We start from the raw sequence: 16,676 nt of genomic DNA, 5'->3' as shown, positions 1-16,676 counted from the left end.
GGGAAAACTGACAGTGGGCATTCAAGACGCGGTCGTCGAGCTTGGCGTACTGCTGTATCCCGGGGTGCAGATGGCGGCGGTGCATGGCCTGACCGACCTGTTCGAAGTGGCCAACCGGATCGCCGCTGAACAGCCGCAGGCAGCGCTGCCGCGCTTGCGCGTGAGCCATTGGCAGGGGGATGACGAACAGGGCCTGGGGCGGGTCCATGACAGCCTGCCGGGGCCGGACACCGGCTTGCAGGCCGTGGTGATACCACCGTCGCTGACGGGGTTTTCCGCCGCTCAGGCATCTGCTGCCGTGGTGACCTGGCTGCGCCGCCAGCATGCCGCCGGCGCCACCCTCGGCGGCGTGTGCGTGGGGTCGATCCTGCTGGCCGAAAGCGGTCTGCTCGATGGTCGGAGCGCCACCACCCACTGGACCTCGGCCCGGGCATTTGCCGCGCGTTATCCCCAGGTGCGCCTGGAGGCTGACCAGCCCATCGTCGATGACGGCGACCTGATCACCACCGCCGGCCTGATGGCCTGGGCCGAACTGGGGCTGCGTCTGGTGGACCGCATGCTGGGGCCGAGCATTGCCAGCGCCACCGCACGCTTTCTGGTGATGGAGCACAGCGCCAGCGCCAGCCAGTGCGGGAGCAATTTCGCGCCGATCCTCAACCATGGCGACAGCGCGATTCTCAAGTTGCAGCACTGGTTGCAGGCCAATGGCGCTGTGGATGTGTCGCTGCCGGTGATGGCGCAACAGGCGGGGCTGGAAGAGCGCACCCTGTTGCGGCGGTTTCGCGCGGCCACCGGCCTCAAACCGACTCAGTACTGCCAGCACCTGCGGGTGGGCAAGGCCCGGGAGCTGCTCGAATTCACCAGGGGCACCATCGATCACATCGCCTGGACCGTGGGTTATCAGGACCCGGCGACCTTTCGCAGCCTGTTCAGGAAAATCACCGGTCTGGCGCCCAGCGAATACCGCAGTCGCTTTGGCGCGGCGCCCGGTGCCGCCAGCCGCAGCCAGTAGGCGCCGGCTGGCTGGCGCATGGGGCGTGGATCCTGCACCGGGCTCAGGAGTCCATCCGCCTTCCATGAGCCGCCGCAAGACTCAGCGCTGTACCAGCTTGTTGCGCAAGGCCTGGGCCTCATCCGGCGCCAGCTCCATCCACAGCTGCTGGGTGCCGGCGATGTCGGCGGCGGCGGGCAGTCCGTCGCGATACACCAGGCGATTGCCGCTGAGGGCCGGAACCTTGGGCCCGGGCAGCAGTGTGCCCGCCAGGTTCAGCGGATCGACCCCGCACACGGCGATCAGGCTGCCGTCGTGGGGACGCCGGCGGACCTCCCGCAGCAAGGGGATGGCCTCCGGCAAGGCGAACTGCTCGCCGGCCAGGCCGCTGACAAAGCGTCCGCCGCGGATTTCCCCGCGGGCTTCCAGGCGATGCAAGGTGCGCAGCAGTTCGCGCCAGCTGGGCAGCCAGTCCGCCTCGCGCTCCAGCAGGCGCCAGAACACCACGCCGTAACGCCGCAACAAGGTCATGGCCACCTGCTCCAGGGTGGTCGCCGGATCTTCAGGCGCGGCGCGGCGCAGCAGGGCCCAGCGTCCGGCATCGTCCATGCCGCCGACGAAGGCGCCACGGCCGCGTCGGCTGCTGCGGTTCTGGCGTTTGCTCGCCGGGGTGATCAGGGCGCGCAACCCGGCGAAGCTGTCGGCGTTGACCAGCCCGGCCCCCACCAGCTCCTGCAACACGCTTTCCAGCTCGCTGCGCAGCAGGTGGGCTTCGTGCAGCAGTTCATCGAAAAACAGTGCGCCCTGCTGGCTCAGCACGGCGTGGACCTTCTGTGCCTTGGGCGAGAGTGAGTGAGGCTCGACCGGACCGCTCAAGCTGCTCCAGAGGGCCACCCGCGCACGTGGCAGCAGCACGATCGGTGTGCTGCGCAAGGCACCGCTGGCGGCCTTGCCGGTGCTGTTGATCCGACTCCAGGCCAGCTTGCCGCTGCGGCACAGTTCATCCAGCCAACTGGCGGAGTAATCCTTGATCCGTGCTGGCAGCAGGTCGCTGTCCCAGGCCGAAGCCGCTGCCGGGTAGCCTTCGAGCTGGCCGACCACTGCGCCGAGCATGGCGCTGCCCCGGCCCTGGGTGGCGGGTGACAGGTGCTGCCAGTCGAACAGGAAACGAATGAAGTCCTGCAGCGCCACCGGTTCGATTTCCCGGCGCAGGCGCTTGACCGTGTAGCGATGAATCCGCGCCAGCAGGTGGCGTTCGCACCATTGCTCTTGATCGCCTCCGGGGCTGAAGCGCCCACGCAGTACATAGCCTTCGCTCTCCAGCTGGATCAGCGCCTGGTGGATGCTGGCCGCAGGCAGGCCGAGAGGCGCGGCGATCTGCGCCAGGGTCAGGGGAGCGAAGCCGCTGAGGCGGGCGCGAATCAGCTCCACCAGGGCCGGCTGCTGTTCCCAGACCTGGTCGAAACCGGGCAGCGGTTGCAGCGCGGGTTGCAAGGCGGCCTGAGGGTACAGCGCCTGCAGGCAACTGATGCGCTCCAGAGCCAGCCACAAGCCGCCATCGGGGCCGGCCTGCAAGCGGCAGGCGCGGCCTTGGCTGGCGAGGGTTTGCAGCCAGTCCGGCCAATGGCGATTAGCCTGGGCTTCGGCTTCGCTGATACAGGCCAGGCTCATCAGTGCTTCATGCATTTCATCGGCGCCGGCCGGGGCCGGCCAGGCTTCGGCGGCCACTGCGGCAATCGCTTCGGCATCCAGGGCACCGAGGTCATCGGTGGCTTGCGGATCGCTCCAGCGCCGGGCCAGTACCGCCTGGGTGCGGCGCTCTTCCAGGGGCGCGTCATCGAGAAAGGTGTAGGGCTTGGCGCTGAGAATTTCCGCCGCCAGGGGCGAGGGCGCCGGCAAATCGCGGCTGAGCAGGCGTACCTGGCCCTGCTCCATGCGCCGCAGCAGGTGCAGCCAGCCTTGGCTGTCCATGGCCTGGTGCAGGCAGTCGTCGAGGGTTTGCTGCACCAGGGGGTGATCGGGAATCTCGCGCTCGCCGGCGAGGTTTTCCAGGCAGGCGATCTGATCGGGGAACACGCTGGCGATCAGGTCTTCGCTTTTCATCCGCTGGATCTGCGGCGCCACTTTGCGTCCACCGCTGTAGCGCGGCAGGGCCAGGGCCACCCCGGCGTTCCAGCGCCAGCGCACGCCGAACAGCGGCGCGTCGAGCAAGGCCTGGATCAGGATGTGTTCGGCGCTGTGGCTGTGCAGGTAACGCCAGACGTCGTCCAGGGCGAAGCTGTGGCTGGTGGACAGCGACAGGACGATGGCGTCTTCGCTGGCGGCGGCCTGCAGTTCGAAATTGAAGGTGCGGCAGAAGCGTTTGCGCAGGGCCAGGCCCCAGGCGCGGTTGATGCGGCTGCCGAAGGGGCTGTGTATCACCAGTTGGGTGCCGCCGGACTCGTCGAAAAAGCGCTCCATGATCAGCGTGTCCTGGGACGGCAGGGCGCCCAGGGCCAGGCGCGCCGGTGCCAGGTAATCCACCAGTTGCTCGGCGCTGACGCGGTTCAGCCCCAGCTCCTTTTGCAGCCAGTCGATGGCCGGTTGCAACTGGCCCGGAGTCGCGCCGAGCAGGGCGTCCAGTTGCGCCAGCAGGCGGGCCACGGCGCTGGACAGTTCGGCGCTGCGGCCCGGGGCCTCGCCCAGCCAGAAGGGGATGTTCGGCGGCTGGCCCTGGGCATCCTCGACTCGCACCTTGCCGCTTTCGACCCGCAGGATGCGATAGGAGGTGTTGCCCAGCTGGAACACGTCGCCGGCAATGCTCTCCACGGCGAAGTCTTCGTTGACGCTGCCGATGTTCAGGCCCTGGGGTTCGAGCAGCACGCAGTAGTCGGCGTTGTCGGGAATGGTCCCGCCGCTGGTGACCGCGGTCAGCCTGGCCCCGCGACGGCCGCGCAGGGTGCGGGTCAGGGCGTCGCGATGCAGATAGGCGCTGCGCAGGCCCTGACGACCGTTGAAACCTTCGGCCAGCATCTGCAGCAGGGCCTGATAGTGGGCCTGATCCAGATCGGCATAGGGCGTGGCCCGGCGCAGCAGGCTCAGCAGGGCGGCTTCCGACCACTCCTGGCAGCTGACTTCGGCAACGATCTGCTGGGCCAGCACATCCAGTGGTGCATGGGGGATCAGCAGGCTGTCCAGCTCGCCGCGGCGCACGCAGTCCAGCAGGGCGGCGCATTCGATCAGGTCGTCCCGGCTCAGGGCGAACAGCCGGCCTTTGGGCGTGCCGCCCACCTGATGGCCGGAGCGCCCGACCCGTTGCAAGAAGGCCGAGATCGAACGGGGTGAACCGATCTGGCACACCAGGTCGACATCGCCGATATCGATGCCCAGTTCCAGGGACGCCGTGGCGATCAGCACTTGCAGTTCGCCGGCCTTGAGTCGTTGCTCGGCGTCCAGGCGCTGCTCCTTGGCCAGGCTGCCGTGATGCGCGGCCACCGCCGGCTTGCCCAGGCGTTCGCTCAGGTGCCGGGCCAGGCGTTCGGCCAGGCGCCGGGTGTTGACGAATATCAGCGTGGTGCGGTGCTCGCGGACCAGCTCGGCGAGGCGCTCGTACACCAGCTCCCAGACATCATTGGCCATGACCGCCGACAGCGGCACGGGCGGCACTTCGATGTCCAGGTCCCGGGGCCGGGCATGGCCGATGTCGACGATTTCGCAGGGCCGCTCATGGCCCACCAGGAACCGCGACACGGCCTCGATGGGTTTCTGCGTGGCGGACAGGCCGATGCGCAGCAGAGGCTCGCTGCACAGGGCCTGCAAGCGCTCCAGGCTCAGGGCCAGGTGGCTGCCGCGCTTGCTCCCGGCCAGGGCGTGGATCTCGTCGACGATCACCGTGCGGGTGCTGGCCAGCATCGCGCGGCCGGAGTCCGAACCCAGCAGCACGTAGAGGGATTCCGGAGTGGTGACGAGAATCTGTGGCGCGCTCTTGCGCATGGCGTTGCGGTCTTTTTGCGGGGTGTCGCCGGTACGCACTGCGGTGCTGATGGACAGTTCCGGCAAGCCCATGCGGCGCAGCTGCTCGGTGATGCCGGCCAGCGGCTGTTGCAGGTTGAGCTGGATATCGTTGCTCAGGGCCTTGAGCGGCGAGACGTAGACCACCAGGGTGGCGTCCGGCAAGCGCCCTCCGGCGGCCAGGCCCTGGCGGACCAGGTCATCGATCACGGCAAGAAAGGCGGTGAGGGTCTTGCCTGAACCGGTGGGGGCGGCGATCAGGGTCGAGCGGCGCTGGGCGATCAACGGCCAGGCGCGGGCCTGGGCCGTGGTCACGGCGGCAAAGGTACGCTTGAACCAGGCGCTGACGGCGGGGTGAAAACCGTCCAGGCCCGGGCTCACGGATTCGGCAAGGTTCATGAAGGGTTTTATGCGGCCGCTGCGACCAACTTGCAAGTACCGGGCGCCTTGCCGCCGCTGCCGCCGCCGTGGACAGCAACTAGAGTTGAGGCAGGGGATGCATCGGCGCGCACCGACACTTTCTCAGTGACGGTTGCGCCACAAACCCGCAAAATGCAACGATTCCGGCAATTCTCGACGGTCGAAACCACGGGATTGGCCGATCCAAACCATCGTTCTGAACAGACTGGGCCTGCTGACTCTATGCGAATGCGCCTTATGTTACTGGGCGGCGGAAATGCCCTTGGGCAGGCGCTGATTCGCCTGGGTGCGGAGGAAGACATCGGTTTCCTCGCTCCCCGTCCCCCGCAAGACGGTTGGGACGCCGCGAGCCTCACGCAACTGCTCGATGACACCCGTCCGGATGCCTTGATCAATCTGGCTTACTACTTCGACTGGTTTCAGGCGGAGACGGTGGGCGAGGCCCGCCTGAGCGGCCAGGAACGTGCGGTGGAGCGCCTGGCGGAGCTTTGCCAGCATCACAACATCATCCTGCTGCAACCTTCGAGCTACCGGGTGTTCGACGGCTCTCGCGCCACCGCCTACAGCGAGAAAGACGAGCCGGTGCCTCTGGGGCTGCGCGGTCAGGCGCTGTGGCGGATCGAGCAGAGCGTTCGCGCCACCTGCCCTCAGCACGTGCTGCTGCGTTTCGGCTGGTTGCTGGACGACAGTGCCGAGGGCATTCTCGGGCGTTTTCTCGCCCGGGCCGAGTCTCCCGAAGAGCTGTTGATGGCGGACGACCGTCGGGGCAATCCGACGCCGGTGGACGACGCCGCGCGCGTGATCATCTCGGTGCTCAAGCAGCTCGATTGCGCCGCGCCCCTGTGGGGCACCTATCACTATGCCGGCCAGGAAGCGACCACCCCGCTGGCCCTGGGCCAGGCGGTGCTCAGCGAGGCGCGGCAACTGCATCCGCTGGCCATCGAGGCGCCCACTGCCCAGGCCCACGCGGCCTGCGCCGATGCCGCCGAAGAGCCGCAGCACGCGGTACTGGCCTGCAAGAAGATCCTTCACACCTTCGGGATCAAGCCGCGCGCCTGGCGTGCCGCGCTCCCGGCTTTACTGGATAGGTTTTATCGTCATGGCTGATGGCCCTGTATTGATCACCGGCGGTGCCGGTTTTATCGGCTCGCACCTGACCGATGCCCTGCTCGCCAACGGCTACTCGGTGCGGGTGCTGGACGACTTGTCCACCGGCAAGCCGAGCAACCTGCCATTGGCAAACCCACGGCTGGAACTGATCGAGGGCGACGTAGCCGATGCGGCGCTGGTGAACCGTGTCATGCAAGGCTGCAGCGCCGTGGCGCACCTGGCGGCGGTGGCATCGGTGCAGGCTTCGGTGGACGACCCGGTGCAGACCCACCAGAGCAACTTCATTGGCACCCTGAATGTCTGCGAGGCCATGCGCCTGCATGGCGTCAAACGGGTGCTGTTCGCGTCCAGTGCGGCGGTGTACGGCAACAACGGCGAGGGCCAGTCCATCGATGAGGACACGGCCAAGGCGCCGCTGACCCCTTACGCCTCGGACAAGCTGGCCGGCGAACACTACTTGGACTTCTACCGGCGCCAGCACGGTCTGGAACCGGCGATCTTCCGCTTCTTCAATATCTTTGGTCCGCGCCAGGATCCGTCGTCGCCCTATTCCGGGGTGATCAGCATTTTCAGTGAGCGGGCCCAACAGGGGCTGCCCATCACCGTGTTCGGCGATGGCGAGCAGACTCGGGACTTCGTCTATGTCGGTGATCTGGTGCAGGTGCTGGTACAGGCCATCCAGGCGCCGCAGCTGGAAGTGGGGGCGGTCAACGTCGGCCTGAACCAGGCCACCACCCTCAAGCAGATGCTTGCGGCCCTGGCCGAGGTGGTCGGCGAGTTGCCGCCCATCAGCTACGGTCCGGCCCGCGCCGGGGATATCCGTCATTCCCGGGCCAACAACCAGCGCCTGCTGCAGCGCTTCAGGTTCCCCGAACCCACGCCGATGAGTGTCGGCCTGGCGCGCCTGATGGGGCGCTGAGGCATATCGCAGACATGAAAAAGGCGCCTCGCAAGGCGCCTTTTTTCATCAGCGATGGGCTTAGAATTTGTAGCCCAGACCCACCATGTAGACCATCGGATCGACGTCAACGTTGACCTTGGCGCGAGTGCCTGGGGCCACGCTGTTGTTGTCCACGTAGGCGGTGGTGTTGATGTCGATGTAACGCACTTGGGCGTTGAGCATCAGCTTGTCGGTCAGCATGTAGTCAGCACCCACCTGCCAGGCCAGGCCCCAGGAGTTCTTGGCGCGGAAGTTGTCGAAACCGGCTGCGTTGGCACGGCTGCCGACGTGTTCGTCGTAGATCCAGGTGTAGTTGATACCGGCGCCGACATAGGGTTGGAACACCGACTTGGAGTCCAGCGGGTAGTAGACCACGCTCAGGGTTGGCGGCAGGTGCTTGAGGGTACCGAGCTTGCCGTTGGCCGCGGCCAGGGAGGTGTCCTTGAGTTTGACGTCGTGCTCGAACGGGGTGGCCGCCAGCAGCTCGATACCGATGTTGTTGGTGAGCATGTAGGCGAAGTTCAGGCCCAGTTGAGTGTCGCTACCCATGGTGGCCTTGCCACCCAGGTTGGTGCCTGCCGCCGGGCCACGGTCCACTTTGACGCTGCCGCTGTCGGCTTTCGGGTTTACGGTGATGGCACCGGCGCGGACGAGGATATCGCCAGCTTCGTGGGCGTTGGCAATCGGGGCGGCGAGTGCGAGCGCGATCAGGGAAGCGCTAAGCAGGGACTTGTGCATGGGAGCTCCAAAGGACGATTCAAATTGGCTATGTCCAATGGTAAGGATCGTCAAGTTGACCGCCTTGACTCAGCTCAATGAAATGCCAACCCCCGGTGGCAGGGCTGAACTATTCTTTTGTTCTGCACTCTTTTGGCCTGGTGCCCAGACCCTGCCTGAGTCGGCTCGCTGGCGCCGCTGCCGCACTCACTCCTGCAACTCATAGACATAGATCTTCTGTGCCGCCATCTGGTAGCCGGCGTCCGCCAGCTCGCTGGTCGAGGGCTTGACCTGCATGTCGCCCTCGATCCAGTAAGGCTGGTACAGCTCATCGAGTTTCACTCCGACCTTGCTGGTGACGTGGACGATCTGGTTCGACGGCGGTGGCGGCACATGGATGCAGGCGCCGAAGTAGGGCACCAGGAGAAACTCGGTGGTGCGGCCTTCCTCGTTGACTTCCAGGGGCACGATGTAGCCGGGCAGGCGCACCGTCTGGCCGTCCAGGCTCTTGACCACCGGTGCATTGGGCAGGTCCTGCTTGGCGGCGGGGGCCGATTCGGCGGCCAGTGCATTGCTCATCTGCGACAGGTCGTGCAGCGGCTGCATGTTCGGCACTTCCGGCGGCGCGTCCGGCGGGATCATTTCCGACCAGGTCAGGTCCTTTGGTGCCCCCGCCGCCCACAGCGGCGAGCTGAGCAGCAGCGACAGGGCAAGCAGGGAGCGCAGCAGGCGTTGGGTCTTCATAGGGCAGGGCTCATAAACGAATCGACAGGCCATCGGCCAAAGATTGCCGGTAGGCGCGCCAGGCCGGCACGCTGCCCATCAGCAGCGCGGCGATCAGGATACCGCCCAGCAGCGTCCACTCATATTGGCTGGGCCAGGACAGCGGCAGGTACAGGCCGTAGTTCGATTGCACGTAGCCCTGGGCCAGGGCGATGCCCAGGTACAGCAGGCCAAGCCCGGCCAGGACCCCGGTCAGCGCCAGGGCGAAGGCCTCCAGTACCAGCAGGGTTGCAATATGCCAGGGCCGGGCGCCCACCGAACGCAGAATGGCCATCTCCCGACGGCGCTCATTGAGGCTGGTGAGGATCGCCGTGAGCATGCCGATCAGGCCGGTGAGCACCACGAACAGCGACACCACGAACAAGGCTTGCTCGGCGGTGCCCATCAGGCTCCAGAGTTCCTGCAGGGCCACGCCGGGCAGGATCGCCAGCATCGGCTCGCCGCGGAACTCGTTGATCTCGCGTTGCAGGGCGAAGGTCGAGATCTTGCTGTTCAGGCCAAGCATGAAGGCGGTGATCGCCTGGGGCGTCAGGTCCATGTTGCGCGCCTGATCGGCACTGATACGACCGTCGCCACGGGCCGGCACGCCGTTGTGCCAGTCGATGTGGATCGCCTCCATGCCGCCCAGGCTGATGTGCAGGGTGCGGTCCACCGGGGTCCCGGTGCGCTTGAGGATGCCCACCACGGTGAACGGCTTGTCGTCGTGCTTGACCAGGCTGATGGCCGCCACGCCATGGGCCAGCACCAGTTGGTCCCCCAGTTTGTAGTGCAGGGCATCGGCGACTTCGGCCCCCAGTACCACCTCGAAAGGGTCGCTGGCGAAGGCCCGGCCCACGGCCAGTTGCAGGCTCTGCTGATGACCGTACTGGTAGTGCTGGAAGTAGGCGTCGGTGGTGCCCATGACCCGATAGCCGCGATGGGAGTCGCCCAGGGAAATCGGGATCGCCCACTTCACTTTCGGGTTGCTGGCGAAATGCTCGAAGCTGTCCCAGCGAATGTTGTTGGTGGCGTTGCCGATGCGAAACACCGAATACAGCAGCAGATTCACCGAGCCGGAGCGGGCACCGACGATCAGGTCGGTGCCGCTGATGGTGCTGGCGAAACTGGCTCGGGCTTCGGTGCGCACCCGCTCCACCGCCAGCAGCAGGCAGACCGACAGGGCAATGGCGAAGGCAGTGAGGATCGCGGTGAAGCGGCGGTTAGCCAGGCTGGCCATGGCTAGACGGAACAGATACATCTCAGACCTCTGCGGGCGTGGCGGCGCGATTGAGTTCGGCCAGCGACAGGTGGCGATCGAACAGCGGCGCCAGGCTCTGGTCGTGACTGACGAACAGCAGGCTGGCCCCAGCCTCGCGGCACTCGGCGAACAGCAGTTGGATGAAGGCTTCCCGGGCGTCGTAGTCCAGCGCCGAGGTGGGTTCGTCGGCGATCACCAACTCTGGCTGACCGATCAAGGCCCTGGCCGCGGCGACCCGTTGCTGCTGGCCGATGGACAGTGAGTCGGCGCGACGACCGAGCAGGTCGGGGTCCTTCAGGCCCAGGTGGGACAGCAGGGTGGCAGCCGCCTGATCGACGCTGCCGTGGCGCTGAATGGCGCGGCTGGCCCGCAGTCTGGAGAAGTGGCAGGGCAGCTCGACGTTCTCGCGCACCGAGAGAAACGGCAGCAGGTTGAACTGCTGGAAGATATAGCCGGTGTGATCGACACGAAAGCGGTCGCGGGCTCCGGCGGACAGCTCGGTCAGCTCCTGGCCCAGCAGGCGGATGCTGCCGCGACTGGGTTTTTGCACGCCGCCCAAGAGACCCAGCAGGGTGGTCTTGCCACTGCCGCTGGGGCCCTTGAGGAATAGAGTTTCGCCGGCTTCCAGGCGGAAGGCCGGGATGTCCAGCAACTGAGGGTGGCCGGGCCAGCTGAAGCCCAGGTCGGACAGTTCGATAAGTGCTTGGGTCATGTTGGGCCGATCATGCAGTGAGTGGTGTAGCCGCCACGGCCGGCGGCTACTGGTGCAGCGCTTAAAACTTCAGGGTGGCAGCCTTGGCTGTGGCTTCGACACCTTGCTGGCCGTTTGGCGAAATCAGTTGTACCTGAATTTTCTGGGTGGCGGGGAAGGTCTTGAAGATCTGCCCCAGGTCGAGGTCTTTCAGGGCGTCCGGCTTGGCGCAGGTGAACTGGTAGTGGGCGTGGATTTCACTGTGCTCATGGTGATGCTCATGGCCGTCGGTGCTCTTGGCATCTTCGTCGTGGTCGTCATCGTGATCATCGGCATCGGGCTTGTCGCCGAACAGCGGGCTTTCCAGTTCCTGCTTGGCCACCGTGCAAGCGGCGGTCTTGGGCAGGCTGAACAGCACCAGGGGCTGTTCCAGCTGGGTACGGGCAGCAGCGACCTTGGTCTTGTCGGCGTCGGTGCTGGGAGCGTGCTCGAAGCCCACCAGGTTCATGGCCGGGCTTTCCAGCTCCAGCTCCAGCGCCTGGCCGTCGAGCACCGCGTTCAAGCGGGCCACGCCATGTTCATGGGCGCCGAGGCTGCCATGTTCATGCTCGTGTTCATGGGCTTGCACGGCCTGAGAGACAGCCAGTGGCAACAGGGCAAACGGCAAGGCGAGGAGCAGACGGCGCATAGCAAGTCTCCGGGGCGGCGATGAAAAAAATGTTATGTGATCTTATAACAATAGGCCGCAGAGTTTGACCGTCCGCTTGGCGTTGCGCAAGACGCGTGGGAGCATGCTCGTCAGAAAAATCGGGAGCACAGCGATGTTGCGGATTCGTGGAAGCATCGGCGATTGGCCGGTGGATTTGACCCTGGAACTGGACGAAGGCGATTGGGCGCAACTGGGCGCGCAGTTGCAGGCAGCCAGGCCTGAAGCGGCGGCGCCGACGCCGGTCAACAAGCCGGCCAGCCAGGACGATGCCTTGTGGCAGACCGCCAAGGAGCTGTTGCGCAAGGCGGGCCAGATCAGCGGGCCGCAGTTGCTGGAGCAGCTGGAGGGGCTGACCGGCAGCGCGGCGGCGGGCAAGCGCCTGCTGGTGCGCTTGCGCCACTGCGCCGAGGTCAAGGTGGTCAGCGGCGCGGATACACCGCTCTACAGCTGGGTGCAATGATCCTGTAGGAGCCAGCTTGCTGGCGAACGCGTTCGGTCTGTCAGAACGCTTTCGCTGGCAAGCCAGCTCCTACACAAGCCAGTTGCATGAGCCGGCACATCCGGCTCAGTACAGCGCGGCGAAGAGTTTGCGGCGGTAGGCGGTTACCAGCGGATGATCGTTGCCCAGCAGGTCGAAGACTTGCAGCAGGGTCTTGTGGGCAATGCCTTCGCTGTAGCTGCGGTTGCGCATGAACAGCTTGAGCAGGGCTTCCAGCGCCGCTTCGTATTGCTGGCGGGCCAGTTGCTGGATCGACAGTTGGTACAGGGCCTCGTCATCCAGCGGGTCTTTGGCCAGGCGCGCCTTCAGCTCCGCGGCGTCCGGCAGGTCCGCGGCCTGCTTGAGGAAGGTGATCTGCGCCTTGGCGCCGGCCAGGGCGGCTTTGTGTTCATCGCTCTTGACCGCCTCGAGCACGGTCTGGGCTTCACCCAGTTCGCCGCGTTCGGCCAGGCAACGGGCATAGAGAATCAGCGCCTTGGCGTTACTGTTGTCTTCACCCAGGAGCACTTTGAGGATGGCTTCGGCGTCGCCGATCCGGCCATCGCTGAACAAGGCTTCGGCCTGTTCCAGCGGGTCGGCGGCCGGGGGTGGTGGCATCTGCACATGAGGTTCGAGCATGGCGCGTACTGCGGATTCCGGTTGTGCACCGGCAAAGCCGTCCACCGGCTGACCGTCCTTGAACAGCACCACGGTGGGCAGGCTGCGGATGCCGAAGCGGGCGACGATGTCCTGCTCGACATCGCAGTTGACCTTGGCCAGCAGCAGCTCGCCCTGATAGCTCTCGGCGATCTGCTGCAGCATCGGCATCAGCGCCTTGCAGGGCGCGCACCATTCGGCCCAGAAGTCCACCAGGACCGGCTTGTGGAAGGAGTTCTCGATCACCGACTGGTCGAAATCGGCGGTGCGGGCGTCGAAGATATACGGCGTGTCCTGACTCATGGGGTATCTCGAATAAGCGGGAATGGAAGCACTATAAAGTTGCGCGAAGTAGATCGCTATTGCCCGTGGCAGCTGGGTCGCCGGCCAATGGCCGCTGCGCGTGATACAGGCTCACGTTGCGAAACTCCCAAGGCTCGGCCAGGTCAGGCAGAGTCAGGGCGTTGAGCATTTCCAAGCGCTGATACAGCGGGTGCTGGAAATCCCTGACCCGGGAATCCGCCACCAGGGCTTCGCGGCCGCGGCTGAGGAATTCATCCAGCAGCGGCAGGTTGGCTCGGTCATAGAGCACGTCCGCCACCAGGATCAGGTCGAAGCGATCAGCCTCGGCGAAAAAATCCGTTGAATAGCTCAGCGCGACGTCGTTGAGTGCGGCGTTGGCCCGGCAGGCGGCAATCGCCAGCGGGTCCAGGTCGCAAGCCACCACTTCCAGGGCGCCGGCCCTGGCCGCGGCGATCGCCGCCACCCCGGAACCGGCGCCGAAATCCAGCACCCGCTTGCCTTGCACCCAGTGCGGGTGCTGGGCCAGATAGCGGGCCAGAGCCAGGCCGCTGGCCCAGCAGAAGCTCCAGTAAGGCGGCTCGTGGAGAATGCGCCGGGTTTCTTCCGGGGTGAAGGCGCGGTCCATGTTCTGGGCGTCGATCAGCCAGAGTTTCAGCTGGGTATCGGGCAGCTCGCAGGCCACCAGTTGCGCGTCCCCCAGCAGTTCGCTGAGGGCGTCTTGCAGGTCGAGCGGTGGGTTCATGGGGCTTTGACGAACTGCAGTGGACCCAGAGCCTGGGTGGTGGGTTGGTCGATGCGCACTGCTGGCAGGTGCAGGATCAGCTGGCCGGATTGGCTGGCGCGGCCACGCAGTTCGACCCGGGCTCCAGCGGGGAACGCCTCGGCGGCGAAGCGCAGGCGAAATGGCAGCGCCTGGCTGGTGCCGCTGAGATTGCTGCTGGCCAAAAGGCGTTGCGGACGACTGCGTTCATCGATCACCAGCAGCGCCAGTTCCACGTCGGCGCCGGCCGGCACGCCCTCAAGGGTGCCGCTCAGTTCGCGCTGATAGGCCGGCAAGGGCCCAAGATCAGCAGGCTGCTGATTTTTTTTCGTGGTCTGTTGCTGTGGAGAAGAGGGGGCCGCAGGTTTCGGGGCATCGCTGCTGCAAGCGACCAGCAGGCTGACAAGACTGAGCAAAACGAGCGGTCTGAGCGGCATCTGAAGCTCCAACAAGGCGAATTTCCGTGTGCGAAACATAATAGTCGGTCTGTATACCGTAAAGGCTATGGCTTGTCTTGCCAGTGGGATGCGCTACCATGGCCCTCCCTTTTTTTGTTGCCTGCCACCATGCACTGTCCCTTCTGCGGTGCCAACGACACCAAGGTCATCGACTCGCGTCTGGTCGCCGAGGGCGAACAGGTGCGCCGCCGGCGTGAATGCCTGGCCTGTGGTGAACGTTTCACCACCTTCGAAACCGCCGAACTGGTGATGCCGCGCCTGATCAAGACTGACGGCAGCCGTCAGCCCTTCGACGAAGAAAAACTGCGCGCCGGTATGCAGCGCGCCCTGGAAAAACGCCCGGTGAGTGTCGAGCGCCTGGAAGCGGCGTTGGTGCACATCAAGCACAAGCTGCGGGCCACCGGCGAGCGTGAAGTCAAATCCCTGGTCGTGGGTGAACTGGTGATGACCGAGCTGCAAAAGCTCGATGAAGTCGCCTATATCCGCTTCGCGTCGGTCTACCGGCGCTTCCAGGACCTCAACGAATTCCGCGAAGAGATCGACCGCCTCGCCCGTGAGCCGGCCAAGTCATGAGCCTGTCCCCGGAGCAAGCGGTGCTCGACGCGCACTACATGGCCCGCGCTCTGGAACTGGCGCGCAAGGGGCGGTACTCCACCCATCCCAATCCCCGAGTCGGTTGCGTCATTGTGCGCGACGGCCAGGTGGTGGGTGAGGGCTGGCATGTCCGGGCCGGCGAGCCTCACGCCGAAGTCCACGCCCTGCGCGCGGCCGGCGACCAGGCCCGTGGCGCCACGGCTTATGTGACCCTGGAGCCTTGCAGTCATCACGGTCGCACGCCGCCCTGTGCCGATGCCCTGGTCAATGCCGGCGTGGCGCGGGTGGTCGCGGCGATGCAGGACCCGAACCCGGAAGTGGCCGGGCGCGGCTTGCAGCGCCTGGCCCAGGCCGGTATCGACACCCACAGCGGTGTGCTGGAAACCGAGGCCCGGGCGATCAACAAGGGCTTCCTCAAGCGCATGGAACACGGCCTGCCTTATGTGCGGGTCAAGCTGGCCATGAGCCTCGATGGCCGTACAGCGATGGCCAGCGGCGAGAGCCAGTGGATCACCGGAGCTGCCGCGCGCTCTGCGGTGCAGCGTCTGCGGGCGGAATCGTCCGTGGTGCTGACCGGTGCCGACACGGTGCTGGCCGATGATGCGCGGCTGACCGTGCGCGCCGCCGAACTGGGCCTGGACGCTGAACAGACGGCCCTGGCCATGAGCCGGCCGCCGCTGCGAGTGTTGATCGATGGTCGCCTGCGAGTGCCCCTCGACGCAGCGTTCTTCAAGGCCGGCCCGGCCTTGGTCGCGACCTGCGCGGCGGTGGAAGAGCAATATGCCAACGGTCCGGAATGCCTGATCGTGCCCGGCCCCGATGGCCTGGTGGATCTGCGGCGTCTGCTGCTTGAACTCGCCGCCCGTGGCGTCAACGAAGTGCTGGTGGAAGCCGGCCCACGACTGGCCGGGGCCTTTGCCCAGCAGGGCCTGGTGGACGAGTACCAGATCTTCGTCGCCGGCAAGTTCCTCGGCTCCTCGGCGCGGCCGTTGCTGGACTGGCCGCTGGCGCAGATGAGCCAGGCGCCCTTGCTGAAGATCATCGAAATGCGCGCGGTGGGCGATGACTGGCGAGTCACTGCCATCCCGGCCCCGCCAGCGAGCGTATAATTCCCGACTTTCGCCTACCCGGCGGCCCTGTTCTCGAGGAGGACTCCATGTTCACCGGCATCATCGAATCCATCGGCAGCATTCGCGCATTGACCCCAAAAGGCGGAGATGTGCGGGTCTATGTAGAAACCGGCAAGCTTGATCTGGCCGACGTCAAACTGGGCGACAGCATCGCGGTGAACGGCGTCTGCCTGACCGCGGTTGAACTGCCGGGCGATGGTTTCTGGGCCGATGTCAGCCGCGAGACTCTGGATTGCACCGCCTTCCATCAGTTGAAGGCCGGCAGCCGGGTCAACCTGGAGAAAGCCCTGACTCCGACCACCCGCCTGGGCGGTCACCTGGTCAGCGGTCACGTCGACGGCGTCGGTGAAGTGGTGGCGCGGGAAGAAAATGCCCGGGCCATCCAGTTTCGTATCCGCGCGCCGAAGGAGCTGGCCAAGTACATCGCCCATAAAGGCTCGATCACCGTCGACGGCACCAGCCTGACGGTCAACGCGGTCAATGGCGCCGAGTTCGAGCTGACCATCGTGCCCCACACCCTGGCGGAAACCATCATGGCCGACTACCGGCCGGGTCGGCAGGTCAACCTTGAAGTGGACCTGCTGGCGCGTTACCTGGAGCGCCTGCTGTTGGGTGACAAGGCGGCCGAAGCCACCAACGGCGGCACCATTACCGAAAGTTTTCTGGCCGCTAACGGCTATCTCAAATCCTGACCCAAGGGGGTGCCGC

The 16,676-nt window shown here is 65.8% G+C and carries 16 protein-coding genes; 7 read left to right on the top strand and 9 right to left on the bottom strand.

Annotated features, from left to right (window positions below; translation table 11 throughout):
- Positions 1–13: 13 nt before the first annotated feature.
- Entirely contained in the window at positions 14–1,012 is a 999-nt protein-coding gene (locus GWQ44_RS21940; RefSeq protein WP_275928270.1) for a GlxA family transcriptional regulator, read from the top strand.
- Between the two features lie 81 nt (positions 1,013–1,093).
- Here the strand turns inward: GWQ44_RS21940 and GWQ44_RS21935 are convergent, their stop codons facing one another.
- Positions 1,094–5,380 (bottom strand): DEAD/DEAH box helicase, encoded by a 4,287-nt coding sequence (locus tag GWQ44_RS21935; protein WP_275928269.1) that lies wholly within the window; start codon positions 5,378–5,380, stop codon positions 1,094–1,096.
- Between the two features lie 243 nt (positions 5,381–5,623).
- Between GWQ44_RS21935 and GWQ44_RS21930 the strand changes: the two genes are divergently transcribed.
- Complete coding sequence (locus GWQ44_RS21930) at positions 5,624–6,508, top strand: sugar nucleotide-binding protein (protein ID WP_042942244.1); 885 nt, start codon at positions 5,624–5,626, stop codon at positions 6,506–6,508.
- The gene (locus GWQ44_RS21925) at positions 6,501–7,430 is read left to right on the top strand and encodes an NAD-dependent epimerase/dehydratase family protein (RefSeq protein WP_047306295.1); all 930 of its coding nucleotides are present in this window, start codon (positions 6,501–6,503) and stop codon (positions 7,428–7,430) included. The genes GWQ44_RS21930 and GWQ44_RS21925 overlap by 8 nt, the downstream gene beginning before the upstream one ends.
- Before the next feature lie 60 nt (positions 7,431–7,490).
- Here the strand turns inward: GWQ44_RS21925 and GWQ44_RS21920 are convergent, their stop codons facing one another.
- The 5 genes from GWQ44_RS21920 to GWQ44_RS21900 form a co-directional block, all read right to left on the bottom strand.
- The gene (locus GWQ44_RS21920) at positions 7,491–8,189 is read right to left on the bottom strand and encodes an OmpW family outer membrane protein (RefSeq protein WP_016968467.1); all 699 of its coding nucleotides are present in this window, start codon (positions 8,187–8,189) and stop codon (positions 7,491–7,493) included.
- Positions 8,190–8,375: 186 nt separating this feature from the next.
- Positions 8,376–8,897, bottom strand: a complete 522-nt coding sequence (locus GWQ44_RS21915) for a DUF3299 domain-containing protein (RefSeq protein WP_042942249.1) — start codon at positions 8,895–8,897, stop codon at positions 8,376–8,378.
- A 25-nt stretch (positions 8,898–8,922) separates the two neighbouring features.
- Complete coding sequence (locus GWQ44_RS21910) at positions 8,923–10,188, bottom strand: ABC transporter permease (protein WP_275928268.1); 1,266 nt, start codon at positions 10,186–10,188, stop codon at positions 8,923–8,925.
- Position 10,189: 1 nt separating this feature from the next.
- The gene (locus tag GWQ44_RS21905; RefSeq protein ID WP_275928267.1) at positions 10,190–10,900 is read right to left on the bottom strand and encodes an ABC transporter ATP-binding protein; all 711 of its coding nucleotides are present in this window, start codon (positions 10,898–10,900) and stop codon (positions 10,190–10,192) included.
- A 61-nt stretch (positions 10,901–10,961) separates the two neighbouring features.
- Positions 10,962–11,567, bottom strand: coding sequence for a DUF2796 domain-containing protein (locus tag GWQ44_RS21900; protein WP_275928266.1), 606 nt, complete (start codon positions 11,565–11,567; stop codon positions 10,962–10,964).
- Positions 11,568–11,700: 133 nt separating this feature from the next.
- Between GWQ44_RS21900 and GWQ44_RS21895 the strand changes: the two genes are divergently transcribed.
- The gene (locus GWQ44_RS21895) at positions 11,701–12,048 is read left to right on the top strand and encodes a hypothetical protein (RefSeq protein WP_016968463.1); all 348 of its coding nucleotides are present in this window, start codon (positions 11,701–11,703) and stop codon (positions 12,046–12,048) included.
- A 105-nt stretch (positions 12,049–12,153) separates the two neighbouring features.
- Here the strand turns inward: GWQ44_RS21895 and trxA are convergent, their stop codons facing one another.
- The 3 genes from trxA to GWQ44_RS21880 are packed head-to-tail and all read right to left on the bottom strand — an operon-like array spanning position 12,154 to position 14,223.
- Positions 12,154–13,026 (bottom strand): thioredoxin, encoded by an 873-nt coding sequence (trxA, locus tag GWQ44_RS21890; protein WP_275928265.1) that lies wholly within the window; start codon positions 13,024–13,026, stop codon positions 12,154–12,156.
- Between the two features lie 31 nt (positions 13,027–13,057).
- Positions 13,058–13,768 carry a 50S ribosomal protein L11 methyltransferase gene (locus tag GWQ44_RS21885; protein ID WP_275928264.1) on the bottom strand — a complete coding sequence of 237 codons (711 nt, stop codon included), beginning with the start codon at positions 13,766–13,768 and terminating at the stop codon, positions 13,058–13,060.
- Positions 13,765–14,223: a hypothetical protein gene (locus GWQ44_RS21880; RefSeq protein ID WP_016968460.1), complete on the bottom strand. Its 459-nt coding sequence runs from the start codon at positions 14,221–14,223 to the stop codon at positions 13,765–13,767. The genes GWQ44_RS21885 and GWQ44_RS21880 overlap by 4 nt, the downstream gene beginning before the upstream one ends.
- Before the next feature lie 129 nt (positions 14,224–14,352).
- Between GWQ44_RS21880 and nrdR the strand changes: the two genes are divergently transcribed.
- The 3 genes from nrdR to GWQ44_RS21865 are packed head-to-tail and all read left to right on the top strand — an operon-like array spanning position 14,353 to position 16,660.
- Positions 14,353–14,817, top strand: coding sequence for a transcriptional regulator NrdR (gene nrdR, locus GWQ44_RS21875; protein ID WP_016968459.1), 465 nt, complete (start codon positions 14,353–14,355; stop codon positions 14,815–14,817).
- Positions 14,814–15,947: a bifunctional diaminohydroxyphosphoribosylaminopyrimidine deaminase/5-amino-6-(5-phosphoribosylamino)uracil reductase RibD gene (gene ribD / locus GWQ44_RS21870; RefSeq protein ID WP_275928263.1), complete on the top strand. Its 1,134-nt coding sequence runs from the start codon at positions 14,814–14,816 to the stop codon at positions 15,945–15,947. The genes nrdR and ribD overlap by 4 nt, the downstream gene beginning before the upstream one ends.
- Before the next feature lie 47 nt (positions 15,948–15,994).
- The gene (locus GWQ44_RS21865; RefSeq protein WP_103741321.1) at positions 15,995–16,660 is read left to right on the top strand and encodes a riboflavin synthase; all 666 of its coding nucleotides are present in this window, start codon (positions 15,995–15,997) and stop codon (positions 16,658–16,660) included.
- The last annotated feature ends 16 nt before the right edge of the window (positions 16,661–16,676 follow it).

The sequence above is a fragment of the Pseudomonas sp. 3MA1 genome (assembly GCF_029237275.1).
GTDB lineage: Bacteria > Pseudomonadota > Gammaproteobacteria > Pseudomonadales > Pseudomonadaceae > Aquipseudomonas > Aquipseudomonas fluorescens_AP.
This window is presented reverse-complemented; position numbering and strand designations above follow the sequence as displayed.

Bases quoted from the DNA above. Each gene is read 5' to 3' on its own strand.
- GWQ44_RS21935 (WP_275928269.1), bottom strand. From the start codon at position 5,380: ATGAACCTTGCCGAATCCGTGAGCCCGGGCCTGGACGGTTTTCACCCC.
- GWQ44_RS21930 (WP_042942244.1), top strand. From the start codon at position 5,624: ATGCGAATGCGCCTTATGTTACTGGGCGGCGGAAATGCCCTTGGGCAG.
- GWQ44_RS21925 (WP_047306295.1), top strand. From the start codon at position 6,501: ATGGCTGATGGCCCTGTATTGATCACCGGCGGTGCCGGTTTTATCGGC.
- GWQ44_RS21920 (WP_016968467.1), bottom strand. From the start codon at position 8,189: ATGCACAAGTCCCTGCTTAGCGCTTCCCTGATCGCGCTCGCACTCGCC.
- GWQ44_RS21910 (WP_275928268.1), bottom strand. From the start codon at position 10,188: ATGTATCTGTTCCGTCTAGCCATGGCCAGCCTGGCTAACCGCCGCTTC.
- GWQ44_RS21905 (WP_275928267.1), bottom strand. From the start codon at position 10,900: ATGACCCAAGCACTTATCGAACTGTCCGACCTGGGCTTCAGCTGGCCC.
- GWQ44_RS21900 (WP_275928266.1), bottom strand. From the start codon at position 11,567: ATGCGCCGTCTGCTCCTCGCCTTGCCGTTTGCCCTGTTGCCACTGGCT.
- GWQ44_RS21895 (WP_016968463.1), top strand. From the start codon at position 11,701: ATGTTGCGGATTCGTGGAAGCATCGGCGATTGGCCGGTGGATTTGACC.
- trxA (WP_275928265.1), bottom strand. From the start codon at position 13,026: ATGAGTCAGGACACGCCGTATATCTTCGACGCCCGCACCGCCGATTTC.
- GWQ44_RS21885 (WP_275928264.1), bottom strand. From the start codon at position 13,768: ATGAACCCACCGCTCGACCTGCAAGACGCCCTCAGCGAACTGCTGGGG.
- GWQ44_RS21880 (WP_016968460.1), bottom strand. From the start codon at position 14,223: ATGCCGCTCAGACCGCTCGTTTTGCTCAGTCTTGTCAGCCTGCTGGTC.
- nrdR (WP_016968459.1), top strand. From the start codon at position 14,353: ATGCACTGTCCCTTCTGCGGTGCCAACGACACCAAGGTCATCGACTCG.
- ribD (WP_275928263.1), top strand. From the start codon at position 14,814: ATGAGCCTGTCCCCGGAGCAAGCGGTGCTCGACGCGCACTACATGGCC.
- GWQ44_RS21865 (WP_103741321.1), top strand. From the start codon at position 15,995: ATGTTCACCGGCATCATCGAATCCATCGGCAGCATTCGCGCATTGACC.